The sequence below is a fragment of the Nocardiopsis sp. EMB25 genome (assembly GCF_026797795.1).
Taxonomy (GTDB): Bacteria; Actinomycetota; Actinomycetes; order Streptosporangiales; family Streptosporangiaceae; genus Nocardiopsis; species Nocardiopsis lucentensis.
Genome location: NZ_JAMTDN010000001.1, coordinates 3,136,760 through 3,160,153, shown reverse-complemented (window position 1 = coordinate 3,160,153; position 23,394 = coordinate 3,136,760). Strand labels below are relative to the sequence as shown.

Here is a 23,394-nt window from a genome sequence, read left to right as displayed (position 1 = left end):
CCATGGGTGCGAGCGTGGTGCCCCTGAGTCCACGCCGGCCGCCGCCGAGGACGGGCCGCGCACCGGCACTCGGAGCCGGTGCCGTCGACGGCGACGGTAAAGGCCGTTCCCCAAAAGGACAATTCGCGCGGTCGTTCGGCGTTCGGCGCCTTGAGGTGGGCGACTGTCGAGGTACCCGTCGATCACCGATGACCCCGCACCTACGCCCGGAACATCAGCCCGCCCGACGGTACCCGCCCGGAAGGAACGGCCATGACACGGATCAGACCGACCACGGAGGACGGCCGGGCCCAAGGACCCCGTGCGCCGCGCCCCGGGCGGTGGCGGAGCAGCGGCGGCGCGCTGTTGCTCGCCGGCGTCGCTGTGGTCGCCCTGGGCGCCTTCGCCTCCGGGGTGGGGGCCGCGCCCGTACCCGCCGACCCCGCGCAGGAGGCGGACACCGTGGCGACGGGCCGCTGGTGGTCGATCCTGCCGCCCCTCCTGGCGATCGGCCTCGCGCTCGCGACCAGGCAGATCCTGCCCGCCCTGTTCGCGGGTATCTGGCTGGGAGCGTGGCTCCTGGAGGGGCTGTCCCCGGCCGGCCTGCTGACCTCACTGCTCGACTCGGCGGGCGTGTACGCCGTCGAGGCGCTCGCCGACCCCGATCACGTGATGATCGTGGTGTTCACGCTGATGATCGGTGGCCTGGTGGGGGTGATCCGCAAGAACGGCGGCACCGACGGGATCGTGCGCGCGGTGACCCGGTGGGCCGGTACCCCGCGCGGGGGCCAGACCGTCACCGCGGGCCTGGGCGTGGCCGTCTTCTTCGACGACTACGCCAACACTCTGGTGGTCGGTAACACGATGCGCCCGATCCTGGACCGGCTGAACGTGTCGCGGGAGAAGCTCGCCTACATCGTCGACTCCACGGCGGCGCCGGTGGCGACACTCGCGCTGCTGTCGACCTGGATCGGCTTCCAGGTGGTGCTGATCGACGACGCCGTCGCCGGGACGGGCCTGGCCATGAACGGCTTCGCGGTCTTCGTCGAGTCGCTGCGGTACGCGCTGTACCCGATCCTGGCGATCGTGTTCGTCTTCGCGGTCGCTCTGACGGGCCGCGACTTCGGTCCGATGCTGGCCGCCGAGCGCCGGGCGCGCTCCACGGGGGAGGTCCTGCGCGAGGGATCCCACCTGGGCGTCGGAGGGGAGGCGGACGAACTGGCCCCGGCCGAGGAGACGCCGCGCAGGCTGGTCAACGCCCTGGTCCCGATCCTGGTCCTGGTCGTCACCACGGTGGTCGGACTGCTCGCCACCGGGGAGGGCGACACCGTCATCGAGATCGTGGGGGCCGGTGACCCGTTCTCGTCGCTGCTGTGGGGGTCGCTCCTGGGACTGGTCGTGGCGGCCGCGATGAGCATGGGGCAGCGGATCCTGACCATGGGCGAGATCGTCGACGCGTGGTTCGCGGGTCTCAAGTGCGTGCTGTACGTGGTCATCATCCTGACCCTGGCCTGGGCTCTGTCCGACCTCACCGCCCGGCTGGGCACCGCGGAGTTCATCGCGGGCGCGCTCGGTGAGGCGATCCCGCTGTTCCTCCTTCCGGCCCTGCTGTTCGTGATCGCCGCGGCGGTGGCCTTCGCCACCGGGACGAGCTGGGGGACGATGGGCATCCTGACGCCGCTCGCGGTTCCGCTGGCCTGGGCCGCCCTGGAGGCGCGCGGTCTGGCCGCGCCCGACGGCCACCCCATCCTGTTCGCCGCTGTCTCGACCATCCTCGCGGGGTCGGTGTGGGGCGATCACTGCTCGCCGATCTCCGACACCACGGTCATCTCCTCCCTGGCGTCCCAGTGCGACGTCATCGACCACGTGCGCACGCAGCTGCCGTACGCCCTGACCGTGGCCGGGGTGGTACTCGTGCTGGGGCTGCTCCCGATCGGTCTCGGTCTGCCCTGGTGGGCGGCGCTGGTTCTGTGCGCGGTGGTCGCCGTGGTCGGGCTGAGGTTCCTGGGGCGGAAGGTGGAGTGAAACGACGAAACGACCCGGCGAGCGCGTTCACGCGCGAACAGGGTCGTTCCGGAGTGGAGTGGACCCTGGGCAAGCCAACGACAACCTCTGGGGCGAAGCCCCGCGTTGCGAGAGAGTGCCCCGCCCACCTCGTCGATCTGCGCGACCTCAACCGCAGGGGGGTAGCTCGGGGGTCTCCCCCCGGTAAACACGACGGACGACCCTGCGAGGCGGCCAAAGGCCCCCGAGCAGGGTCGTCCTGAGTCCGTGGGCGATACAGGATTCGAACCTGTGACCTCTACCGTGTCAAGGTAGCGCTCTAACCAACTGAGCTAACCGCCCTCATCTGGAGGATGAGATCCATGGAGCCGGAGACGGGAATCGAACCCGTGTGCAGGGATTTGCAGTCCCTTACCTAAGCCACTCGGACACTCCGGCAAGGAAGGGCACGAGGGCCTGCTCCGACCCGTGCGGGCCTCCTCGAGCGGACGACGGGATTCGAACCCGCGACCCTCACCTTGGCAAGGTGATGCTCTACCAGCTGAGCCACGTCCGCGTGTGATCCGGGCTCGGCCCGGATCGGTGTGGTCCACTCCGGGAGGGAACCACACCTTTTCCGAGCGGACGACGGGATTCGAACCCGCGACCCTCACCTTGGCAAGGTGATGCTCTACCAGCTGAGCCACGTCCGCGCGGCGAGTCCTTCCGGTCCGGCCGGTCCTGCCGGCCGCCCCGCTCGCTGCGTTAAGAACTGTAGCGGATTCCTGGCCAAGCGCGAAATCGGCTTTCTCCGGGCGTGCTACCGCTCCCCCCGCGGCAGGCCTCGCGCCCGCGGCCCGCCCCGGTCGGCCCGCCCGGATGACGCTCCCTACCTACTTCTCTACGTGCGCGGGGGTGGACGGCATGTCCGGGCGTGGCGGCGCCGAGAGGTATTGGCCGACCCTCTCGATCACCTTGTTCATCTCGTAGGCGATGAGGCCGACGTCGCTGTCGGCGTCCGACATCAGTGCCATGCAGGCGCCCTCGCCCGCCGCGGCCACGAACAGGAAGGCGCGGTCCATCTCGATGATGCTCTGGCGGATCCCGCCCGCGGAGAACTGCTTGCTCGCTCCGCCCGCGAGGCTGTGCAGCCCCGAGGCGATCGCGGACAGGTGTTCGGCGGCCGGGCGTTCCAGCCCGCTGGAGGTGGCCATGAGGAGTCCGTCGGTGGACAGGACGATGGCGTGCTGCGTACCGGAGGCGCGGGTGAGGAGGTCGTCCAGCAGCCAGCTGAGTTCTCCACGTGCAGTGCTCGGTGGGGTCATGGCTCTCTTTTGCTCTGTCAGTCGGTCGGGCGTGAGGGGACTCGCGCGCGGTGCGCGGCTGTCCCGCCCTGTGGGGGTGGCGGTCGACAGCGTGCACCGGTCCCGCATAAGCGTTGCCCAGATGATAGTCATTCGTAACTTATCTGTCCGGTCCGTTGGCCGTGACCGGGGTGGTCCGGAGGCGGGAACCGGTCCCGTGACCAGTCGTGATGCCGTGTGAACAGCGAATCAGAAAGCAGACCGGCGGCCGGTGCCGGACACGGGGCTTGCCAAGCCGCCGCTGTCACGGGTACGGGGAGGCGGCCGAGGTCGGGGTGGTCGCGTCCCAGGTCGGACGGGGGTGGCAGGATCGACGGTGTGTCATCGCCCGAGGGGGCACGACAGGACTTGGGGGTTGGGATGAAGGTGTGGATCGCCGGGGCCGGTTTCGGCCGCGGCACGGTCGTGGATGAGGGCGAGGCGCTCATCCCCGTGTTCGACCACGGCATCACGGTCGGCGACGGTGTCTTCGAGACGGTGCGGGCCCGGGAGGGGCGCCCGTTCGCGCTCACGCGGCACCTGCGCAGGCTCGCCCGCTCCGCCACCGGCCTCGGCCTGGCCGAACCCGATCTGGACCTGATCGCCGACGGAGTGGCCCTGGCGCTGGCGGCCAACCCCGAGATCGCCGACGCGCGCGTGCGGATCACCGTCACCGACGGCACCGGACCGCTGGGGTCGGACCGCCTGTCGGGAGAGCAGACGGCGATCGTGGCCGTCAGCCCGTTCCCGACGATCGCGCCCACGGCCGAGGTCGCCCTGTCGCCTTGGCCGCGCAACGAGTTCGGTGCGCTGGCGGGCCTCAAGACCACCTCCTACGCCGACAACGTGCGCGCGCTCGCGCACGCGAGGGCGAGAGGCGCCTCCGAGTCCGTCTTTCGCAATGTGAGCGGCAACCTCTGCGAAGGCACCGGGAGCAACGTTTTCGTGGTGCTGGACGGCAGGCTGGTCACCCCGCCGCTGTCGGCCGGGCCGCTGGCGGGTATCACCCGGGAACTCGTCCTGGAGTGGTTCGGCGGTGAGGAGGAGGACGTACCCATGGAACGCCTCCCCGAGGTCTCGGAGGCCTTCCTGACGTCGACCGGGCGCGACGTCCAGGCGATCCTGCGCATCGACGGGCGGGAGGTCTGCGCGGGGCCGGGTCCGGTCACCGTGAAGGCGGCCGCGGTGTTCGCCGAGCGGGCCGCGGCCCTCATCGACCCCTGAGCGGTTCCGGGAAGGCCACCGGAGGCCTGAGGACACGACTGGGGGACGGCGCCGTCGGGCGCCGTCCCCCAGTCGTGTCCGTGCGGGTGGGTCAGGGGTTCAGGTGTTGCTGGATCTCCTCGTCCAGGTCCACGAACGTGGGCTCCTGGCCGGCGGGCACGATCTCGTACGTGCGGTGCAGGAACTCGGCCAGCGGCGAGACCTGGGTGTCGAACTCGGCCTGCCCGAAGGGGGAGGAGAGCGAGATGCTCACGGTACGGTCCCCGCTGTCGTCCTTGGAGGGCCACACGCGGACGTCGCCCTCGCCCACCGGGCGCACGATGCCGACGGTGAGGAGTTCGCGGGCGAAGATCCACTCGACGGGGTCGTCCTCGCCGGTGTGGAAGGCGACCCGAATCGCGTACGGGTCATTCGAGCTGTAGTCGAGTCGCGCGACCAGGGGCACCGAGGTGCGTTCGGGGACCACGAGCCGCAGGCCCAGCTCGGCGGTGGCAGTGGTGTCGCTACTGTTCATGTTCGCCAAACCTTTTCTCGTCCGGCCCTGCTGTTGCGGCGCGGGTCGGTTGCCGTCTCACTCGCTCCAACGCGGCCGTCCGCGGACTATGACGTGAGTACGGAGACTTTCTTGGTCGGGTGGGACCGGAGACCGCGCTGTCCGCTCCTCGGGGCCAGCGTGCCGCATGGCGGCTTCCCGATCCTTCGTCACTGTAATGACCAGGGGAAACCAAAGATTTCCCAATGTCGGGTGGCCCACGTCACGCCAGGGTAATGAGATGGGGGTCCCCGCGGGTTCCGCGGGGGCCGGATCTCCTTCTCAGAGCGGGGATCCGGGCCACATCTTGGCAGGACCGGGCGGGCTTCCGGGGTGAAATGTGGCCTCTGTCACACACCCGAGATCCCGGGGGTGCGGACGGGTGCGCGGACCACCCCCGAAGATGCGCTAGAGTCTTTGTTGTCCGGCCGACAGGGCGGACAGGGCAACAGCTCAAGGGCGATTAGCTCAGTTGGCTAGAGCGCGTCGTTCACACCGACGAGGTCACTGGTTCGAGTCCAGTATCGCCCACATGAGGAAGGGGCCGGCTCCGTGGAAACGGGGCCGGCCCCTTCGTCGTCCGCGATCCGCGCGGCCGCGGCTCCCGCGCCCCGGCCGGGCGGGCGGGCCGGAAGGGACGGCGGACCCACGCGCGGGGCGTTCCGGGTGCCCTAGTCGGGGTCGGGGGCGGTGAGGCCCCTCCTGGCGGCCCTGCGGGCGCGGAGGCGGCTCAGGAGGTCGTCCTTGAGGCGGTTGCCCAACCGCTCCGCGCGGCGGAACCACGTGCGCGCGGGGCGCAGGAGCCGGTGGGCCCAGTGGAACTCCGAGCTCAGGATGAACAGGCCGAGGACGACCGAGGCCGCTCCGGGGCCGGGGAACACCATCATCACGAGACCGGCCACGATGACGAGGACCGCCACCGTGGTGACCACCACGCGCCAGGTCAGGTGGAGAGCCGGATGCGAGTGCATGCGTCGGCGAAAGAGTCGGAACCGCGCCCGCAGCCGCCGCCATCGGCGAACACGAGCAGAAGAGGGGGATGTCTCCGGGGCCGGCGGACCTTGGGAAGGGCTCGGTGACATGCGCTCACAGTATTCGGTCGGAACGAGTGGGCGGATTCGGGTCGGGCTGGGGGCGATCGGATGTCAGCTGATTGTCACCGATCTCAGTGAGTTGATCAATGCTCCACGGTGGGGGAGCCAGCGATCCCGGGAATACCGTGACGATCCATGACAGATTCGGTGGGGATCGGTGATGCTGCTCCTTCCTCCTCCTTCGTAGGGGTGTGTCCGGGGACCATCCCGCGTATCCGAAATCATGCGACCGAATCGAGGGTCGTGACCGCCCCTCGGCCTGTGGACAACGCGAAGCGGTGCGTACGCGAAGCCGATACCATCGGACGCGAAACGCCTGGCCGCCCGCACGCGGCGGCCCCGGCGCCGACCACGAACCACACATCCCTAGGAGTCACCGTGTCCGCCGCGCCTGAGCTGCACATCACCCTCGCCGGAACCCCGCGTGCGGTGGCGGCCACGACCACGGCGGGTCAGGCCCTGGAAGCCGACGGCAGGACCGTGATCGCGGCGATGGTCAACGGTGAGCCGCGCGATCTCGACCGCGAGCTGGCCGACGGCGACGTGGTCGAGCCGATCGCCATCGACTCCGAGGAGGGGCGGGCGATCCTGCGCCACTCCACCGCCCACGTCCTCGCCCAGGCGGTCCAGGAGCTCTTCCCCGAGGCCAAGCTGGGCATCGGCCCGCCCGTGGAGAACGGTTTCTACTACGACTTCGACGTCGCCGAGCCGTTCACCCCCGCTGACCTGAAGAGCATCGAGAAGAAGATGCAGCAGATCATCAAGCAGGGGCAGCGTTTCGACCGCCGGGTCGTCTCCGATGAGGAGGCCCGCGCCGAACTGGCCACCGAGCCGTACAAGCTCGAGCTCATCGGCATCAAGGGCAGCGACGCGGCCGAGGCCGCCGAGGGCGCCGGCGTCGAGGTCGGCGCGGGTGAGCTGACCATCTACGACAACATCCATCCGCGCACCGGTGAGCAGTGCTGGAAGGATCTGTGCCGGGGGCCGCACCTGCCCACCACCAAGGTCATCCCGGCCTTCAAGCTCATGCGCACCGCCGCCGCCTACTGGCGGGGCAAGGAGACCAACCCGCAGCTGCAGCGCGTGTACGGCACCGCGTGGGAGAACAAGGACGCCCTCAAGGCCTACCTGACCTTCCTGGAGGAGGCGGAGAAGCGCGACCACCGCAAACTCGGCTCGGAGCTGGACCTGTTCTCCATCCCCGACGAGATCGGCTCCGGTCTCGCCGTCTTCCACCCCAAGGGCGGGATCATCCGCCGTGTGATGGAGGACTACTCGCGCAAGCGGCACGAGGAGGGCGACTACGAGTTCGTCTACTCCCCGCACGCCACCAAGAGCACCCTGTTCGAGAAGTCGGGGCACCTGGACTGGTACGCGGACGGCATGTACCCCCCCATGCAGCTCGACGGCGGTCAGGACTACTACCTGAAGCCGATGAACTGCCCGATGCACAACCTGATCTTCGACGCGCGCGGGCGCTCCTACCGTGAGCTGCCGCTGCGCCTGTTCGAGTTCGGCACCGTGTACCGGTACGAGAAGTCCGGCGTGGTGCACGGCCTCACCCGAGCCCGGGGGTTCACCCAGGACGACGCGCACATCTACTGCACCAAGGAGCAGATGGCGGACGAGCTCGACTCGCTGCTGACCTTCGTGCTGGACCTGCTGCGCGACTACGGGCTCGACGACTTCTACCTGGAGCTGTCCACCAAGGACCCGGAGAAGTACATCGGTGACGACCACGTGTGGGCGGAGGCCACCGACACCCTGCGCCAGGCCGCGGAGAAGCAGGGTCTGGAGCTGGTCATGGACCCGGGCGGGGCCGCGTTCTACGGTCCCAAGATCTCGGTGCAGGCCAAGGACGCCATCGGGCGCACCTGGCAGATGTCCACGATTCAGCTGGACTTCAACCTGCCGGAGCGCTTCGACCTGGAGTACACCGCCGCGGACGGTTCCCGCCAGCGCCCGGTGATGATCCACCGTGCCCTGTTCGGCTCCATCGAGCGGTTCTTCGCCGTCCTCCTGGAGCACTACGCGGGCGCCTTCCCGGCGTGGCTGGCCCCGGTCCAGGCCGTCGGCATCCCGATCGCCGACGAGCACGTTCCCTATCTGCGCGAGATCGAGGCCAAGCTGCGGGCCGAGGGCATCCGGGTCGAGGTGGACGCCAGCGACGACCGGATGCAGAAGAAGATCCGCAACGCCCAGAAGCAGAAGGTGCCCTTCATGCTGCTGGCCGGTGACGAGGACATCAGCAAGAACGCGGTGTCGTTCCGTTACCGGGACGGGTCGCAGAACAACGGGGTGCCGATCGACGAGGCGGTGGCCGAGATCGTGGCCGCCGTACGCGAGCGCCGCTGACCCACACACGAGAGCGCCCATCCGGACGTCCGGATGGGCGCTCGTCGTATCCGCGGAACACGTCCCGGACGCGCCCCGTGCCGCGAGTGGGCCGCCAACCGACGATTGCCAGAGGACATCGTGCCCGAGGTTTCGGGGCGGGGATTGGCCGCCGCACCCGGGACGGGGCGGTGGGTCAGCGCTCGCTTCGGGGCGCCGGCGGCTCGTCGTCCTTGAAGAGCTCCTCACGCGAGATCCGGGCCGTGGCGTTGGGGTCCGGCGCGGTCCGCTCCTCGTCGTCGTCCTTGAAGAGCTCCGCCCGGGAGATACTGTGCGTGGCGTTGGGGTCGCTCATGGGGATGATACTCCTTGTGCGTTGGGGCAAGCCGGATTTTATCTTGCCTTCACACCTGGCACGGCATGTTCCGTCCCACGTACACACGGTTGTGACTGCCCCCTCCCCGGAGGAAGGGGATTCTCAGATGAGTTCCCTCCCCTCATGGGATAGGTGGGGATTCCTGGCTCAGGCCGCCCGAACGCCCCGCGGACGCCCGGGGCCTTCGCCCTCGGCGCCAGCCGGGCTCAGCCCCGCCCGGACGAGCACCGCACGCGCGGAGTTCTCGTCCGTCGGTCGGCAGGCTCCGATTCCTCCCCGGCCCGCCGGTCAACGGCCGGTCGGGCGGCCGTGCCACGCCGTCGTCGGCACCCGGTTCACGAGGTCGATGAGGTAGTCGGCGGCGGTGAGCGCCCGGTCCGGATCCAGCCGCATGGGCGCCCAGGTCAGGACGTGGTCGCCGGAGAAGCGCACGGGAAGGGACCGGGAACGGGTGTCGGCCAGCAGCCAGGCTCTGGTCGCCCGGTCCAGGACCGCGCGGGTGAACGCGGTGTCGCTGCCCGCGGTGTGGAAGGTCAGATCGAACACGGCGTCGATCGGCTCGGTCCCGTCGGCGACCGGACGGGGCACCACGCGTCGGCGGATCTCCAGTTCCGCGTTGGGGCCCGGTGTGCGCACGGCCACGATCCGGTACGTGTGCCGCGAGCGGCCGGTGCCCCGCCGGTCACTCGCCGAGGCGGCGTGCGTGTACTCGAAAGCGGTGACCAGATGAGTTCCGCGCCGCCCGGTGAGGACGTACTGGGACCGCGCGTGCTGGCCGTGGACGGCCCGGGGGAGCACCGTGTCCTCCAGGGGCCGCGGATGGTGATCGGTGTAGTGCCATCCGTGCTCGTGGGCCCAGGAGCGGAGCTCGGCCGCCCGGTCCTTGCGGAAATGCGCGGCGACCGTGATCGCGCCCGCCGACACCACGACGGCCACCAGTGCGATCACTGACAGAGCGCCTTCCATCCGGTGTCTCCTCCGGCTGGGGAACGTGGAACGGCCTCGTCACCCGTGGCGGGGCCGCTGTGCGCGGTTCGGGTACGGGACCCGGTATGAGGGGGCCTGGCCGTGTGAGTCCATTCTGTGCTGATCGTGGGTGCTTGTCACCCCTATCCGGTCGTACCCCCGCCGGTCCCGGGGGTCACGCACACCCCGTGCGATTCCCAGACCCGCGCGGATCCCTGTGGGCACCGGCACCACGACGGGCCCCCGCTCCACCACCGTCCGTGTGGTCACCGCTGTGACCAGCGGGTTCGTTCCCTCGGTCGGAATGGGGCCCACGGTTCGTTCGCGCCGCGTACACCGTACGGTCACCCGGTGGGCACGGACAGTTCGGGCTGTCCGGAACCGGCCACGGCCGCGGTCCCCGGACCGGCCCGCGAAACACGGACGGAACCGGCCCCCGGGAACACCACCGTTCCCGAGGGCCTTCCACTGCCGCGGATCAGGCGGGCAGGCCCAGTTCACGGGCGATGAGCATCTTCTGCACCTCGCTCGTGCCCTCGCCGATCTCCAGGATCTTGGCGTCCCGGTAGAACCGGCCCACGGGGTACTCGTTCATGAATCCGTACCCGCCGAACACCTGCGTGGCATCACGCGCGTTGTCCATCGCCGCGTTGGAGGCCACCAGTTTGGCGACCGCCGCCTCCTTCTTGAACGGCTCGCCCGCCAGCATCCGGGACGCGGCGTCGTAGTAGGCCAGCCGCGCCGTGTGCGCCCGCGCCTCCATCTCGGCGATCTTGAACTGGATCGCCTGGTAGTGCCCGATGTGGTGACCGAACGCGCTCCGCTCGTGGGCGTAGCGCACGCTCTCGTCCACGCAGCCCTGGGCGAGCCCCACCGACAGCGCCGCGATCGCGATGCGTCCCTCGTCGAGGATCCGCAGGAACTGCGCGTACCCCCGTCCACGCTCCCCCACCAGGTTGGCCTCGGGCACCCGGCAGTCCTCGAAGACCAGCTCGTTGGTGTCGGAGGCGTTCCAGCCCACCTTCGAGTACTTCTGCCCGACCGCGAACCCCGGTGTCCCCGAGGGCACCAGGATCGACGAGATCTCCGGCCGCCCGTCCTCACGCCGTCCCGTCACCGCCGTGACCGTCACCAGCGCCGTGATGTCGGTCCCCGAGTTGGTGATGAACGACTTGGTCCCGTTGATCACCCACTCGCCGTCCTCCAGCCGCGCCGTGGTCTTGGTCGCGCCCGCGTCCGACCCGCCGTCCGGCTCGGTCAGCCCGAACGCGCCCAGCGCCTCACCCGAGCACAGCCTGGGCAGGTAGGTCTTCCGCTGCTCCTCGCTGCCGAACCGGAAGATCGGCATCGCGCCCAGCGACACGCCGGCCTCCAGCGTGATCGCCACCGACGAGTCGACCCGGGCCAGCTCCTCCAGGGCCAGGCACAGGGCGAAGTAGTCCCCGCCCATCCCCCCGTACTCCTCCGGGAACGGCAGCCCGAACAGGCCCATCCGCCCCATCTTGGCGATGACCTCGTACGGGAAGGCGTCCCGCTCGTAGAAGTCACCGATCACGGGCGCGACCTCGGTGCGTGCGAACTCCTCGACGGAGGCCCGGAGGTCAGCGTGCTCGGTCGACAGCTCATGGCGGTTCATCGTGTGGTCTCCTCGCTGGTGGCGGGGGTGGGTTCGGACGGGTCGGCGGTGGTGTCCTCCGTCCCGTCGGGTGTGACGGTCACCAGGACGGCGTCCATCGGTACGGACGCGCCCGGTCGGACCGCCACGTCGGTGACGGTCCCGTCGATCGGGGAGGGCACGGAGTGCTCCATCTTCATGGCCTCGACGACGGCCAGCGCGGTGCCCGCCGTGACGTGCTGCCCCACCTCGACCGGAACGGCGAGCACCGTGCCCGGCATGGGGCTGCGCACGGTGCCGTCGGCGGCGGCCTCGTCGTCGCGCAGGGCGGCGGCCACGGGCTCCTCGTGCAGGGTCCACGCCACGCCGTCGGCACCCAGCCAGCGGTGGGCGGTGGCCGTGTCGTGGACACGGGTGTAGGAGCGCGTGCGCCCCGCGTGGGTGACGGTCAGCCGCCTGCCGTCGGAGGAACGGCGGGCGCGGGCCGCGACGGGCGCGGTCTCCTCCCCGTCCACCCGCACCAGGTACGACCCGGCCGCCACCCGGCGCACGTACACGACCGCGGAGTCGTGCCGGGGCGCACGCAGCCGCCACCGCGTCCACGCGGGGCCGCCCATCCGCCACCCGTCGGGGACGGCGAACCGGTCGGCGGTGGCGACGGGTTCCAGGTCGAGCTGATGGTCCAGGGCGGCGGCCACGTAGACCTCCTCCGGAACGCGGTCCGGAGCGGGTTCGGGGGGCGAGGACGCGATGAGGTCGGTGCTCAGGTCCCCGGCCACGACACGGGGGTGACGGAGCAGTCGACGCAGGTAGGCGGTATTGGTGACACAGCCCAGCAGCAGGTAGCCGGCCAGGGCCGCGTCCATCCGGCGCAGCGCCTCGGCGCGGTCGGGGCCCCACGTGATCACCTTGGCGAGCATGGGGTCGAAGGCGGAGGTCACCTCGCCGCCCTCGGCGATCCCCGAGTCCACCCGAACCCCGTGGCCGGAGGGCTCGGACAGGGCCAGGATCGGTCCGCCGCTCGGCAGGAAGCCTCGGTCGGCGTCCTCGGCGTAGATCCGCGACTCCACCGCGTGGCCCTCGAAGCCCACGTCGTCCTGGCCGAACGGCAGCGGGTCGTCCAGGGCCACACGCACCTGGAGTTCGACGAGGTCGACGCCGCGTACGCCGCCGACCGTCACGACCTCCTCGGTGACCGGGTGCTCGACCTGCAGGCGGGTGTTCATCTCCAGGAAGGAGAAGGACAGTTCGCCGTCGGCCGCAGACTCGGCGATGAACTCGACCGTGCCCGCCCCCTCGTAACCGCAGGCCCGGGCGGCGGCGACCGCGGCCCGGCCCATCCGCTCCCGCTGGGCCCCGGTGAGCAGTGGTGAGGGCGCCTCCTCGACCACCTTCTGGTGGCGGCGTTGCAGGCTGCACTCGCGCTCGCCCAGGTGGACGACGTTGCCGTGGCGGTCGGCCAGCACCTGGACCTCGATGTGGCGGGGGCGCTGGACCAGGCGTTCCACGAGCAGCGTGGCGTCCCCGAACGAGGCCAGCGCCTCCCGGCGCGCCGCGGCGGCGTCGGCCAGCAGCGTGTCCGGGGAGTGGACGGCCCGCATCCCCTTGCCGCCCCCGCCCGCGGAGGGCTTGATGAGCAGCGGGTAGCCCGTGGACTCGGCCGCCACCACCAGCTCCTCGTCCGACAGCGGCCGTCCGGGCTTCTCGGTGAACCCGCCGAGGACGGGCACCCCGGCGGCGGCGACGGTGTCCTTGGCGCGGATCTTGTCGCCCATCGCCTCGATCGCGGAGGCGGGCGGGCCGACGAACGTGAGGCCCGCGTCCGCGCAGGCCCGGGCGAAGTCGGCGTTCTCGGACAGGAAGCCGTAGCCGGGGTGGACCATCGTCGCCCCGGCCTCCAGGGCGGCGGCGACGATCGCGGGGGCGTCCAGATAGCCGTCGACCCGCAGGGCCAGGTCGGCGGCCAGGGTGTGCGGCGCGTCAGCGTCGGCGTCGGTGTACACCGCCACCGATCCGATTCCCATCCGCCGTAGCGTGCGCAGGATTCTCAGGGCGATCTCGCCCCGGTTGGCGACGAGTACGGTCGCCGTGGGTACGGAGGTCGTGGTCACGGGTTCCTCACATCCGGAAGACGCCGTAGCCCACCGGCTCCAGCGGCGCGTGGCGGGCGGCGGACAGGGCCATGGCGAGCACCTCGCGGGTGTCGACGGGGTCGATGACGCCGTCGTCCCACAGGCGGGCGGTGGAGTAGTAGGGGCTGCCCTGATCCTCGTACTGGTCGCGGATGGGCGCCTTGAACGCCTCCTCGTCCTCGGCCGACCACTCCTCGCCCCGGGCGGCCAGCTGGTCGCGGCGGACGGTGGAGAGCACGGACGCGGCCTGTTCGCCGCCCATCACCGAGATCCGGGCGTTAGGCCACATCCACAGGAACCGGGGGGAGTAGGCGCGGCCGCACATGCTGTAGTTGCCCGCCCCGAAGGATCCGCCGACGACCACGGTGAACTTGGGGACGCGGGCGCAGGCCACGGCGGTGACCATCTTCGCGCCGTGCTTGGCGATCCCGCCCGCCTCGTAGTCGCGGCCGACCATGAAGCCGGAGATGTTCTGGAGGAAGACCAGGGGGATGCCGCGGCGGTCGCACAGCTCGATGAAGTGGGCGCCCTTGAGCGCCGACTCGGCGAACAGGATGCCGTTGTTGGCGATGATCCCGACCGGGTGGCCGTGCAGGTGCGCGAACCCGGTGACCAGGGTCGTGCCGTACTCGGCCTTGAACTCGGTGAACTCGCTGCCGTCGACGATCCGGCCGATGACCTCCCGCACGTCGTAGGGGGTGCGGGTGTCGGAGGGGACCACCCCGTACAGCTCCTCGGGGTCCAGCTCGGGCGGGCGCGGTTCGCGCGTCTCCCAGGCCGGGGGGCCGGGCGGCCCCAGGGTGTCGGCGACGCGCCGCACGAGGGTGAGGGCGTGGGCGTCGTCGTCGGCCAGGTGGTCGGTGACGCCGGAGACCCGGGAGTGCAGGTCGCCTCCGCCCAGCTCCTCGGCCGTGACGACCTCCCCCGTGGCGGCCTTGACCAGCGGGGGCCCGCCCAGGAAGATCGTGCCCTGCTCGCGGACGATGACCGCCTCGTCGCTCATCGCCGGGACGTAGGCGCCCCCGGCCGTGCACGAACCCAGCACGGCCGCGATCTGCGGGATGCCGAGCCGGGACATGGTGGCCTGGTTGTAGAAGATCCGTCCGAAGTGCTCGCGGTCGGGGAACACCTCGTCCTGCATCGGCAGGAAGGCGCCCCCGGAGTCGGCGAGGTAGACGCACGGCAGGCGGTTGTGCAGAGCCACCTCCTGCGCGCGCAGGTGCTTCTTGACCGTCATCGGGTAGTAACTGCCGCCCTTGACCGTGGCGTCGTTAGCGACCACGACCACGGGGCGACCGGCCACCTGTCCGACGCCCGCGATCATCCCCGCCCCCGGCGCGTCCTGCCCGTCCTTCCCGTACAAGCCGTAGGCGGCCAGCGGGGAGATCTCCAGGAACGGGGAGCCGGGGTCGAGGAGGAGGTCGACGCGGTCGCGCGGTAGGAGCTTGCCGCGTTCGACGTGGCGTGCCCGGGTCTTCTCCGGGCCGCCCAGGGCTGCGGTGGCGATCCGTTCCCGCAGCTCCAGGGCGAGGGCGCGGTTCGCCGCGTCGTTGGCGGCGAACGCGGGTCCGGCGGTGTCGACCGCCGAACCGAGCACGGATGCCCTGCTCATGGTGTCCTCTCGTGGAGGGATGTTAATGCTCACTAACTTCTGTGATGTTAATAACTACTAACATGGGTGTCCAGAGGCGGGGCGGCGCGCCGCCGCGGAATCGACGAGAGGCGGGGCGGATGGGGCCGAGACCGACGATCGAACGCCGAACGGCGATCCTGGGCGCGGCGGCCCGACTCTTCGCCGAACGCGGGTACCGGGGCGTGACCATCGACGAACTCGGCCGGGCCGTGGGCACCACGGGTCCCGCGCTGTACCGGCACTTCCCGGGAAAGGAGGCCCTGCTCGGCGAGGTCCTCGTCGACATCAGTGAACGGCTCGCCCGGCGCGGCGCGGAGCTCGTGGCACGCGCCTCGGCCCCTGAGGAGGCCCTGGAGCTGCTCCTGCGCGGCCATATCGCCTTCTCACTGGACGAACCCGCGCTGATCACCGTCCACGACCGGGAACTGGGCAACCTCACGGAGGCGGACCGCCGCCGCGTCCGCCGACTACAACGCGGCTACGTGGAGGAGTGGGTGGACGTCCTGGCCGCGCTGCGTCCCAAGGCCTCGCGCGTCACCCTGCGCGCCGCCGTCCACGCCACCTTCGGCCTGCTCAACTCCACCCCGCACAGTCTGGGCGAACTGCCACGCGACCGGATGGCCGAGCTCCTGCTGACCATGGGCACCGCCGCGCTCACCGTTCCCGAACCGCCGCCCTCCGCCGGGGCTTTGGGCCCCGCGTCCGCGCGTTGACCGTACCTTGACCGGCCCCCGGGTAGGCCACGCCTCGGACACGTCCCCGGGGCCCCGACCTCCGGGGACGCGAAAGCGTGGACGAGGGGGGAGTTCCATGGTCGAGGGCCCTGGACGAAGCGGTGAGCCGATCACCACCACCAACGCGGGTACGCCCGTGGCCAGCGACGAGCACTCGCTGAGTGTGGGCCGGGACGGGCCGCTGGTCCTGCACGACGCCTACCTGATCGAGAAGATGGCCCACTTCAACCGGGAACGCGTCCCGGAGCGGGTGGTGCACGCCAAGGGCAGCGGCGCCTACGGGACCTTCCGGGTGACGAACGACGTCAGCGAGTTCACGCGGGCGGACGTGTTCCAACCGGGCCGACAGACCCCGATGCTCGCGCGTTTCTCCAGCGTCGCGGGCGAGCTCGGCAGCCCGGACACCTGGCGGGACCCGCGCGGATTCGCGCTGAAGTTCTACACCCGCGAGGGCAACTACGACATGGTCGGCAACAACACCCCGGTGTTCTTCATGCGCGACCCGCAGAAGTTCCAGGACTTCATCCGCTCCCAGAAGCGCGACCCGCGCACGGGGCTGCGCGACAACACGATGCAGTGGGACTACTGGTCGCTGTCCCCGGAGTCGGCGCACCAGGTGACCTGGCTCATGGGTGACCGGGGCGTCCCGAAGAACTTCCGCCACATGAACGGCTACAGCTCGCACACCTACATGTGGGTCAACGCCGAGGGCAGGCGGGTGTGGGTCAAGTACCACTTCGTCACCGACCAGGGCGCCGACTTCCTCACCCAGGCCGACGCCGACCGGCTCGCCGGGGCCGACGCCGACCACTACCGGCGCGACCTGTACATGGCGATCGAGCGCGGCGACCACCCGTCGTGGACGCTGAAGGTGCAGATCATGCCGCTGGAGGACGCGGCGGACTACCGGTTCAACCCCTTCGACCTGACCAAGGTGTGGCCGCACGGCGACTATCCGCTGATCGAGGTCGGGCGGATGACGCTGGAGGAGAACCCGGAGAACCACTTCATCCACGTCGAGCAGGCGGCCTTCGAGCCGTCGAACCTGGTACCGGGCGTCGGTCCGTCCCCGGACAAGATGCTGCTCGCCCGCCTGTTCTCCTACCCCGACACGCACCGGTACCGGATCGGCGTCAACTACGACGAGCTCCCGCCCAACCGGCCGCGCGTGCCGGTGCGCTCCTACTCCAAGGACGGGCGGATGCGCTCCTACCCGCCGGGGACCGCCCAGGTGTACCACCCGAACTCCTTCGGCGGCCCCGACGCCGGGGACCAGACGGGGGTGGACCCGACGGGCTGGCAGGTCGAGGCGGGCGAGCTGGTCCGCGAGGCCTACAGCCGGCACCGGGACGACGACGACTTCGTCCAGCCCCGGGCGCTCATCAACGACGTCATGGACGACGCGGCCAGGGCGCGCCTGGTGTCCAACATCGCCGGACACATGTCCACGGTCACCGACCAGGGCGTGCTCTCCCGCGCGCTGAAGTACTGGCGTGACATCGACTCCGACATCGGCGAGCGCGTGGCCACCGAGCTCAACGGCGGCTGAACGGGACCACGAGGGCGGGGCCACGGGAGTTTCTCCCGCGGCCCCGTCGGTTCTGTCAGGATCCTGTGGGACGTCCCGCCTCGGCGGAGGACCCCGATCGCGCGCTCTCGGCGCGCTGGCGGGGCACCGCGGCCGTGGTCTCCAGCACCTCGCCGAGGAAGTTCGCCGCGAGCACGAGAGCGGCCCGGTTGGCGTGGGTCTCGCGCAGAGCGTCCAGCATCATGAAGTCGTGGATCATGCCCTGGAATCGCACCGCCGTCACCGGGACCCCGGCCTCGCGCAGCCTGTTGGCGTAGGCCTCGCCCTCGTCGCGGAGCACGTCGGCCTCCCCGTTGAGCACGAGGGCGGGCGGCAGGTCGCGCAACCGGTCGATCGAGGCGCGCAGCGGTGAGGCGGTGATCTCGGCGCGCTGCTCCGGGTCCTGGGTGTACTGGTCCCAGAACCAGATCATCCCGTCCCGGTTGAGGAAGTAGCCCGTGGCGAACTCACGGTAGGACCCGGTGTCGAAGTTCGCGTCGGTGACGGGGTAGAACAGGGCCTGCCCCCGCAGGTGCACGTCACCGCGCTCCTTGGCCATCAGGGTCATCGCGATCGCCATGTTGCCGCCCACGGAGTCCCCGCACACCGCCATGCGTTGGGCGTCCAGCCCCCTGTCGGCGCCGTGGCGCGTCACCCACCGCGCGACGGTGTAGTTCTGCTCGATGGCGGTCGGGTACCTGGCCTCGGGCGAGCGGTCGTACTCGGGGAAGACCACCGCGGCCCCGGTGCGGACGGCCAGCTCCCGGACGAGGCGGTCGTGGGTGCGCGAACTGCCGAAGACCCACCCGGCCCCGTGGATGTAGAGGATCGCCGGAAGCACTCCGGTGGCGCCGGACGGCCGGACGACGCGTACCGGGACCTGCCCGGTCGGTCCTCCCGAGATCGTGGTCCACTCGGCGTCGACGTCGGGCTTCATCACTCCGTAGCCGCTCTGGACGTTCTCCAGGACCTCGCGGCCCTCGTGCGGCGGGAGCTGGTAGATGAACGGCTCCGTGGAGTTGGCGTCGGCGAACGCGCGTGCCGCGTCCTCCAGCACGATCTTTCTTGCGGTCATCGCTGTGTCTCCCGTGGGATGGGAATCGGTGTCGGATCGGTGCGGCGCGACCGCGCCGCGGTCGGACGTGCGGTGTGCGGTGTCCACGCGTGCCGCACCCCCCGAGGCGGGCGCCCCGGGGGGTGCGGTGTGAACCGCGGCTCAGACCAGGCCGCCGACGGGGTCGGTCGCCCCACCGACCGTGTCCTCCACGCCGCCGACGGGTTCGGTGACGTCCTCGACCGCGCCGGTGTCGACCGCTCCAAGGGTGCCGAGAGGGTCGTCCGTGGCGAGGAGCCGCTCGATGACCGCCAGCGCGTCGGGGTCGCTCAGCAGCTCGACGGCGTCCGGGTTCGACAGGAGCTCCTGGACCGCCGGGTCCTCCAGCAGGGCCGCCGCTTCCGGCGACAGCTCGGGGACGTCCCCGGCCGCCGCCTCAGCGGTCTCGGTGACCCCCTCGGTGGTCTCCTCCACCGTCTCCACCGGGTCGTCCGGCGGCTGGGCGAGGGCACTTCCCAGCCCGACGACGGACAGTCCCCCGGCCAGTGCCGAGGCGACGGCGATCTTGGTGAACGCACGCATACGCGTTCCCTGCTCCCTTCGGTCTCACGTGGTCATGCATTCTGTGATCTCATAACCACACACAGTCAACAAGTGTCCGTCTTGTCAGGTCATGTGTGGGTTACGGGGTGCTGAAGTGCCCGTATGGCTTTCGTGGACACGGACAAAGGTCAATAAAGGCGCGCAAACCTCTCGTGCGGGTCGTCCTCGCGGGGCCGTACGGACACCCGCCGACGGGTACGCCCGCGTTCGGTGGTGACCAGACGCGCAGAAGGAACGGTGAACTGATGTCTCGGCCTCGTATCGTGGTGGTCGGAGCGGGTTTCGGCGGGCTCCACACCCTGCGTCACCTCGAACGCCGGATCCCGAGGGGGATGGCCGACATCGCCCTCGTCGCCCCGCACGACTACATGCTCTACAGCCCGCTGCTGCCCCAGGTCGCGTCCGGGCTGCTCACTCCCCAGTCCGTCGCGATGTCCGTGCACCGGCTCACCCGCGACACCAGGCTCATCCCCGGACACGCGGTGGGGGTCGACACGGCGGACCGGATGGTCGTCGTCCGGCGCTCGACCGGTGAGCTCGCGCCGTGCCCCTACGACCGCCTGGTCCTCGCGCCCGGCGGGCTCACCCGGTCCTTCGACATCCCCGGGCTGACCGAGCACGCCTACGGAGCCAAGACCCTCGCCGAAGCCGTGCTGCTGCGCGATCACATACTCGCCCAGTTGGAACTGGCCAACGACAGCCGCGACCCGATCGAACGGGAGGAACGCTGCCGGTTCATCGTGGTCGGGGGCGGCTACACCGGAGTGGAGACCGCGGCCTCACTGTTGCGGCTCACCGAGGAGGCCGCGCGCCGGTACCCGGAACTGCGGTCGGCGATCAGCTGGCACCTGGTCGACATCGCACCCAAGGTCCTGCCCGAACTCGGCGACCGCCTCGGCCGCAAGGCGCTCGACATGCTGCGCGGCATGGGCATCGAGGTCAAGCTCAAGGTCACCGTCCGTGACGTCACCGCGGACAAGGTCGTCCTGACCGACGGGCGGGCCCTGCCCTGCCGCACCCTCATCTGGACGGCCGGTGTCGCGCCGAGCCCGCTCATGGAGACGCTGGGCAAGCCCACGGAGCGCGGGCGACTGGAGGTCGGCACCGACCTGCGGGTCCCCGGACTGGACGACGTGTTCGCGCTCGGCGACGCCGCCGCGGTTCCCAATCTCGCCCACACGGAGCACACCTACTGCCCTCCGACCGCGCAGTACGCCAGCCGTCAGGCCGCCACGGTCGCCGCGAACGTGGTCTCCTCCATCCTCGGGCGCCCGCTCCAGGAGTTCCGGCATCGTGACATGGGGCTGGTCGTGGACCTGAGCGGCAAGGACGCGCTGGCCCGCGTGCTCAAGTTCGACCTGAGCGGACCGCCCGCGCTCGCGGCCACACGCGGCTACCACCTGGCGTCCGTGCCCTCCACGCCCGCCCGAGCCCGGATCCTGTCCAACTGGGCGATCCGCGCGTTCACCGGGGGCGAGGTGTCCCGACTGGGGTTCGCGGACGACGGTAGGCCGTCCTCGTTCGTGGACAAGGAGGCTGTGGACTACCTGGACGTGGACACCTCACGCAGGGAGGGCGCCCGGCTGATGGAGAACCTGCGCGCGCGTTTCGGCGAGGACTGAGGACCGGGCTCTGGCGGTTCGCCGTCACCGGGGCCCGGTGCCCCCGGAGCTCCGCCTGTGTTCGGGACCTTCGGGGGAGCGGAGGTCCCGGAGACGGCGCCAGGGGTGCTCAGCCCCGTCCGCCGCCGCGGGACCAGGGCCGGGGCCGAGCGCGAACAGGACGGCGGGGACCGTTGCGGCCGCGATGACCGTCATCCACGGGTGCTCGCGCAGCCACGCGCGCCGGTTCTCGGCCAGCGCGAAGAGCACGGCCCACCCGACCCAGAGACAGGAGCCCGGCGAGCCGCGTGACCACACCACCGACGGTCGACCGGGTTCCACCACCCATGGGCCGAGGAAGACGGCGGGCACGGAGGCGAGTGCCGACACGAGCACGGGCACGGCCAGTCGGTGTTCGATCTCGCGGGAACGGCTGTTCTCCTGGGGCGGAGGACGGGAGGGTGGGGGACATGCGGCACGTTCGTCGCGCCGCGCGGGCCGAGGGGAGGCCGCGGGGGTCGGGGGTCAGGAACGGACCAGTCGGGCGATCGCTTCGGAGGCCTCGCGGACCTTCTCGTCGGCCTCGTCGCCGCCACTGGCGACGGCGTGCGCGACGCAGTGCTTGAGGTGTTCGTCGAGCATGGACAGGGCGAAGGAACGCAGTGCCTTGTTCACCGCCGAGGTCTGGGTGAGGATGTCGATGCAGTACTGGTCGTCCTCGACCATGCGCTGGAGGCCGCGGATCTGTCCCTCGATGCGGCGCAGTCGGTTGATGTGACTCTGCTTGTCGTTGCTGTAGCCGTGCGTTGCCGCCATGTCGCCGTTTCCGTGTCGTCCCTGTTCAGATGCGATGAGTATACCCCTACGCGGTATTCAATGGCGGAGGGTTCGGGTGTATTCCTCCGATGCGCGCGGCCGGAGTGCGCGCGTTCCGGCCGGTTCGGCGTGGGGAGGTTCTCCACGCGAATCGGGTGGGGGCGCCCGCTCGCCGGCTCTCGGTTCCGGTCCTTGAAGTTTGCCCGATCTTGACGCGTGTCGTCGTCTGGTGCTCCGGCCGCGCCCACATCCGCTGGCTAACGTTGGACAGTCTGGCCAGCATTAACTACATAGGGTGATTCTTTGAATACGCTTCGTGAAACTGTGCTGAGAAAGGCTCGGACAGGCGCTGTCGCGTCGGTCTCGGCGCTGACTGCGTCCGGGCTGATCGTCGTCGGCGCCACCTTCGGCATGCCCAAGGTGGAGGCCCAGCCCGCGACGCCCTACGCGACGAGCACGTGGGCCCAGCTCACGCTGGATCCGGACGTCTACGGCCCCGGAGCCGTCACGGGCAGCCGGGGCGTGGTCGAGGTCGGCGGCGCCGACGCCACGGAGGAGTGGGTCGTCGGTTCCGGGCCCGCGTCGGTGATCGACGCCAACGTCCCCTCCGCGACGGGGACCGCCGTCGTGGAGACCACCCTCAACCCGTCGAGCGCGCGTGCCAGGGCCGACGGGGCGTTCACCCAGTTGCTGGTGCCGCAGCCCGAGGGTACGGCCGGACCCGCCCAGGTGATCGTGAACGAGGGGACACCGGCCGCTGGCGGACTCACCCAGGTCCTGGACGTCGCCACCTGGCAGAACAGCGTCAACTGCACCTACCCGCACGACCCCATCTTCCTGACCGCGGCGGTGTCCGTGTCGGTCTTCGGGCGGTCGGTCCCCGTCTCCCAGCAACTCCAGACGACCGCCCTCGACTTCACGGGTGACTACGGGCCGGGGACGTCCGGTGTCCGGGTCTCCGTGACCACCCAGCAGGTCCAGGAAGTCGAGGGGAGCCGGGGGCACGCGGAGCTCGCCCTGTCGGCCACGGCCCGACTCCTGGACGAGAGCGGGCAGCCCACCGGAGAGACGGTGATGCTCTTCGACCTGGTCCTGGGCGATGTCACGATGGACTGCGCTCCACTGGACCCGTCGCCCAGCCCGGAGCCCTCGCCTTCTCCGAGCCCGAGTCCCAGTCCTTCTCCGAGCCCGGAGCCGAGTCCGGAGCCCTCGCCGTCTCCGAGCCCGGAGCCGAGTCCGGAACCGACTCCTTCGCCCACCCCGGAGCCTTCGCCGGAGCCCAGCCCAGAGCCCAGCCCGAGTCCGGAACCCTCGCCCAGCCCGGAGCCCTCGCCGTCTCCGAGCCCCAGCCCGGAGCCCAGCCCTGAGCCTTCGCCGGAGCCCAGCCCTGAGCCGTCTCCGAACCCGACGCCGTCGCCGACGGACGATCCGTACTACCCGTATGACTCCCACCGCCTCTCGCACGAGGACGGTCGGGCGGTGGTCGACGCCGAGTCCGGCACGGACACCGGGCCTGACGCGGGTGTCGGGTCCGACGTCGAGACCGAGTTCGGGACGGGCGGCGCCGACGAGTGGACGGTGGTCCAGCCCGAGGGCGGTTTCGGTGACCGTCTCGCGCTGACCGGGACCGGGATCGCCGCCATGGTCGTCGCCGGACTCGTGGTCGTCTCGGCCGGTGTCACCGCGCTGATCGCCGCTCGGAGGCGCCGGAGCTGATCCGGGCTGCCCCGGGGCCGGACCGCGGGCCCGTGCCCCGGGCCGAAACCGCGGGCGGCGGATGCGCGTCAACACGTGTACACCGGCGTAGT

Annotated in this window: 19 protein-coding genes and 5 tRNA genes; 8 read left to right on the top strand and 16 right to left on the bottom strand. The window is 70.7% G+C overall.

The genetic code is table 11. The features are described from left to right. The first annotated feature begins 252 nt into the window (after positions 1 to 252). Positions 253 to 2,004 (top strand): Na+/H+ antiporter NhaC family protein, encoded by a 1,752-nt coding sequence (locus KIK06_RS13640; protein ID WP_017597945.1) that lies wholly within the window; start codon positions 253 to 255, stop codon positions 2,002 to 2,004. Between the two features lie 247 nt (positions 2,005 to 2,251). Here KIK06_RS13640 and KIK06_RS13635 read toward each other — a convergent pair. From KIK06_RS13635 to KIK06_RS13615, 5 genes are all read right to left on the bottom strand, one after another. Further along, positions 2,252 to 2,325: transfer RNA gene (locus tag KIK06_RS13635), tRNA-Val, on the bottom strand. A 21-nt stretch (positions 2,326 to 2,346) separates the two neighbouring features. Next, positions 2,347 to 2,421: transfer RNA gene (locus KIK06_RS13630), tRNA-Cys, on the bottom strand. 45 nt (positions 2,422 to 2,466) lie between these two features. After that, positions 2,467 to 2,539, bottom strand: a tRNA-Gly gene (locus tag KIK06_RS13625). 63 nt (positions 2,540 to 2,602) lie between these two features. Next, a tRNA-Gly gene (locus KIK06_RS13620) sits at positions 2,603 to 2,675 on the bottom strand. A gap of 180 nt (positions 2,676 to 2,855) precedes the next feature. Further along, entirely contained in the window at positions 2,856 to 3,287 is a 432-nt protein-coding gene (locus KIK06_RS13615; protein WP_017597946.1) for a roadblock/LC7 domain-containing protein, read from the bottom strand. 399 nt (positions 3,288 to 3,686) lie between these two features. Between KIK06_RS13615 and KIK06_RS13610 the strand changes: the two genes are divergently transcribed. Continuing rightward, positions 3,687 to 4,529 (top strand): aminotransferase class IV, encoded by an 843-nt coding sequence (locus KIK06_RS13610; RefSeq protein WP_268643403.1) that lies wholly within the window; start codon positions 3,687 to 3,689, stop codon positions 4,527 to 4,529. Positions 4,530 to 4,620: 91 nt separating this feature from the next. Here KIK06_RS13610 and KIK06_RS13605 read toward each other — a convergent pair whose 3' ends face one another. After that, positions 4,621 to 5,043 (bottom strand): SsgA family sporulation/cell division regulator, encoded by a 423-nt coding sequence (locus KIK06_RS13605; protein WP_268643402.1) that lies wholly within the window; start codon positions 5,041 to 5,043, stop codon positions 4,621 to 4,623. Between the two features lie 475 nt (positions 5,044 to 5,518). On the opposite strand from KIK06_RS13605, the gene KIK06_RS13600 reads away from it, so the two are divergent. Next, a tRNA-Val gene (locus KIK06_RS13600) sits at positions 5,519 to 5,592 on the top strand. Between the two features lie 140 nt (positions 5,593 to 5,732). Here the strand turns inward: KIK06_RS13600 and KIK06_RS13595 are convergent. Next, on the bottom strand, positions 5,733 to 6,032 hold the full coding sequence (locus KIK06_RS13595) for a PGPGW domain-containing protein (RefSeq protein ID WP_268643401.1): 300 nt from the start codon (positions 6,030 to 6,032) through the stop codon (positions 5,733 to 5,735). 501 nt (positions 6,033 to 6,533) lie between these two features. Here KIK06_RS13595 and thrS point away from each other — a divergent pair. After that, entirely contained in the window at positions 6,534 to 8,510 is a 1,977-nt protein-coding gene (gene thrS, locus KIK06_RS13590; RefSeq protein ID WP_268643399.1) for a threonine--tRNA ligase, read from the top strand. A gap of 175 nt (positions 8,511 to 8,685) precedes the next feature. On the opposite strand, the gene KIK06_RS13585 is transcribed toward thrS, so the two are convergent. The 5 genes from KIK06_RS13585 to KIK06_RS13565 all read right to left on the bottom strand — a co-directional run bounded on the left by KIK06_RS13585 (position 8,686) and on the right by KIK06_RS13565 (position 15,175). Continuing rightward, entirely contained in the window at positions 8,686 to 8,844 is a 159-nt protein-coding gene (locus KIK06_RS13585; protein ID WP_017597951.1) for a hypothetical protein, read from the bottom strand. Between the two features lie 309 nt (positions 8,845 to 9,153). After that, complete coding sequence (locus tag KIK06_RS13580) at positions 9,154 to 9,831, bottom strand: hypothetical protein (protein WP_026127488.1); 678 nt, start codon at positions 9,829 to 9,831, stop codon at positions 9,154 to 9,156. A gap of 478 nt (positions 9,832 to 10,309) precedes the next feature. Further along, positions 10,310 to 11,467 (bottom strand): acyl-CoA dehydrogenase family protein, encoded by a 1,158-nt coding sequence (locus KIK06_RS13575; protein WP_268643398.1) that lies wholly within the window; start codon positions 11,465 to 11,467, stop codon positions 10,310 to 10,312. Further along, entirely contained in the window at positions 11,464 to 13,557 is a 2,094-nt protein-coding gene (locus KIK06_RS13570; RefSeq protein WP_268643397.1) for an acetyl/propionyl/methylcrotonyl-CoA carboxylase subunit alpha, read from the bottom strand. Before KIK06_RS13570 ends, KIK06_RS13575 begins: the two co-directional genes overlap by 4 nt. A 7-nt stretch (positions 13,558 to 13,564) precedes the next feature. Beyond that, the gene (locus KIK06_RS13565; RefSeq protein ID WP_268645979.1) at positions 13,565 to 15,175 is read right to left on the bottom strand and encodes a carboxyl transferase domain-containing protein; all 1,611 of its coding nucleotides are present in this window, start codon (positions 15,173 to 15,175) and stop codon (positions 13,565 to 13,567) included. Positions 15,176 to 15,309: 134 nt separating this feature from the next. Here KIK06_RS13565 and KIK06_RS13560 point away from each other — a divergent pair, with 134 nt between their 5' ends. Next, positions 15,310 to 15,924, top strand: a complete 615-nt coding sequence (locus KIK06_RS13560; protein WP_017597959.1) for an SACE_7040 family transcriptional regulator — start codon at positions 15,310 to 15,312, stop codon at positions 15,922 to 15,924. 97 nt (positions 15,925 to 16,021) lie between these two features. Further along, a complete protein-coding gene (locus tag KIK06_RS13555; RefSeq protein ID WP_268643396.1) occupies positions 16,022 to 17,494 on the top strand; it encodes a catalase in 1,473 nt (490 codons plus the stop codon). Positions 17,495 to 17,549: 55 nt separating this feature from the next. Here KIK06_RS13555 and KIK06_RS13550 read toward each other — a convergent pair whose 3' ends face one another. Next, the gene (locus KIK06_RS13550; RefSeq protein WP_017597961.1) at positions 17,550 to 18,587 is read right to left on the bottom strand and encodes an alpha/beta hydrolase; all 1,038 of its coding nucleotides are present in this window, start codon (positions 18,585 to 18,587) and stop codon (positions 17,550 to 17,552) included. A gap of 141 nt (positions 18,588 to 18,728) precedes the next feature. Beyond that, positions 18,729 to 19,148 (bottom strand): hypothetical protein, encoded by a 420-nt coding sequence (locus KIK06_RS13545; RefSeq protein WP_268643395.1) that lies wholly within the window; start codon positions 19,146 to 19,148, stop codon positions 18,729 to 18,731. 266 nt (positions 19,149 to 19,414) lie between these two features. On the opposite strand from KIK06_RS13545, the gene KIK06_RS13540 reads away from it, so the two are divergent. After that, entirely contained in the window at positions 19,415 to 20,791 is a 1,377-nt protein-coding gene (locus KIK06_RS13540) for an NAD(P)/FAD-dependent oxidoreductase (protein WP_268643394.1), read from the top strand. Between the two features lie 24 nt (positions 20,792 to 20,815). Here the strand turns inward: KIK06_RS13540 and KIK06_RS13535 are convergent, their stop codons facing one another. Both KIK06_RS13535 and KIK06_RS13530 read right to left on the bottom strand, forming a co-directional pair. Continuing rightward, on the bottom strand, positions 20,816 to 21,172 hold the full coding sequence (locus tag KIK06_RS13535; protein ID WP_268643392.1) for a hypothetical protein: 357 nt from the start codon (positions 21,170 to 21,172) through the stop codon (positions 20,816 to 20,818). A 123-nt stretch (positions 21,173 to 21,295) separates the two neighbouring features. After that, positions 21,296 to 21,586 carry a metal-sensitive transcriptional regulator gene (locus tag KIK06_RS13530; RefSeq protein WP_017597964.1) on the bottom strand — a complete coding sequence of 97 codons (291 nt, stop codon included), beginning with the start codon at positions 21,584 to 21,586 and terminating at the stop codon, positions 21,296 to 21,298. 324 nt (positions 21,587 to 21,910) lie between these two features. Here KIK06_RS13530 and KIK06_RS13525 point away from each other — a divergent pair, with 324 nt between their 5' ends. Next, positions 21,911 to 23,302, top strand: a complete 1,392-nt coding sequence (locus tag KIK06_RS13525; protein WP_268643390.1) for a hypothetical protein — start codon at positions 21,911 to 21,913, stop codon at positions 23,300 to 23,302. Positions 23,303 to 23,394: the final 92 nt, after the last annotated feature.

Excerpts from the sequence above, each read along its gene's own strand:
- KIK06_RS13545 (WP_268643395.1), bottom strand. The coding sequence starts at position 19,148 with ATGCGTGCGTTCACCAAGATCGCCGTCGCCTCGGCACTGGCCGGGGGA.
- KIK06_RS13530 (WP_017597964.1), bottom strand. The coding sequence starts at position 21,586 with ATGGCGGCAACGCACGGCTACAGCAACGACAAGCAGAGTCACATCAAC.
- KIK06_RS13540 (WP_268643394.1), top strand. The coding sequence starts at position 19,415 with ATGTCTCGGCCTCGTATCGTGGTGGTCGGAGCGGGTTTCGGCGGGCTC.
- KIK06_RS13605 (WP_268643402.1), bottom strand. The coding sequence starts at position 5,043 with ATGAACAGTAGCGACACCACTGCCACCGCCGAGCTGGGCCTGCGGCTC.
- KIK06_RS13585 (WP_017597951.1), bottom strand. The coding sequence starts at position 8,844 with ATGAGCGACCCCAACGCCACGCACAGTATCTCCCGGGCGGAGCTCTTC.
- KIK06_RS13555 (WP_268643396.1), top strand. The coding sequence starts at position 16,022 with ATGGTCGAGGGCCCTGGACGAAGCGGTGAGCCGATCACCACCACCAAC.
- KIK06_RS13615 (WP_017597946.1), bottom strand. The coding sequence starts at position 3,287 with ATGACCCCACCGAGCACTGCACGTGGAGAACTCAGCTGGCTGCTGGAC.
- KIK06_RS13575 (WP_268643398.1), bottom strand. The coding sequence starts at position 11,467 with ATGAACCGCCATGAGCTGTCGACCGAGCACGCTGACCTCCGGGCCTCC.
- KIK06_RS13640 (WP_017597945.1), top strand. The coding sequence starts at position 253 with ATGACACGGATCAGACCGACCACGGAGGACGGCCGGGCCCAAGGACCC.
- KIK06_RS13560 (WP_017597959.1), top strand. The coding sequence starts at position 15,310 with ATGGGGCCGAGACCGACGATCGAACGCCGAACGGCGATCCTGGGCGCG.
- KIK06_RS13580 (WP_026127488.1), bottom strand. The coding sequence starts at position 9,831 with ATGGAAGGCGCTCTGTCAGTGATCGCACTGGTGGCCGTCGTGGTGTCG.
- KIK06_RS13610 (WP_268643403.1), top strand. The coding sequence starts at position 3,687 with ATGAAGGTGTGGATCGCCGGGGCCGGTTTCGGCCGCGGCACGGTCGTG.
- KIK06_RS13595 (WP_268643401.1), bottom strand. The coding sequence starts at position 6,032 with ATGCACTCGCATCCGGCTCTCCACCTGACCTGGCGCGTGGTGGTCACC.
- KIK06_RS13550 (WP_017597961.1), bottom strand. The coding sequence starts at position 18,587 with ATGACCGCAAGAAAGATCGTGCTGGAGGACGCGGCACGCGCGTTCGCC.